We start from the raw sequence: 328 nt of genomic DNA on the forward strand, positions 1-328 counted from the left end.
TACGTCGATGTGCTGGGTATGGAAGTACTGAGCCGCGCCAATGAAGACTTGGTGTACCTGACCTGCGGTAATGACAACATGTCGCTGGGGCGCGGGGCAGGGGCTGCCAACGGGTTGCAGACCTTGGACCATTACGGGTTCATCGTGGACAGCGTCGAGGACCTGGAGGCCTGGTATGCGTACTTCAAGGCCCGAGGGGTGACCTTGCTCGACCGGCCTTTCAACCATGGTGATGGCGCGCGCAGCTTCCACCTGCTGGACCCGGCGGGGAACAAGGTGCAGCCGCTGTATCACCCGGCGGTGTCGGGGCAGCGGTTGGTCTGAAGCC

Annotated in this window: 1 protein-coding gene; it reads left to right on the top strand. The window is 62.8% G+C overall.

Features of this window, described 5'->3' with window-relative positions:
• Positions 1-324, top strand: a 324-nt coding sequence (locus QWI17_RS01655) for a VOC family protein (protein ID WP_302720749.1), incomplete at its 5' end; no start/stop codon positions are given.
• Between the last annotated feature and the right edge of the window lie 4 nt (positions 325-328).

The organism is Gilvimarinus gilvus, from assembly GCF_030518155.1.
In the GTDB taxonomy this organism is placed as follows: Bacteria; Pseudomonadota; Gammaproteobacteria; order Pseudomonadales; family Cellvibrionaceae; genus Gilvimarinus; species Gilvimarinus gilvus.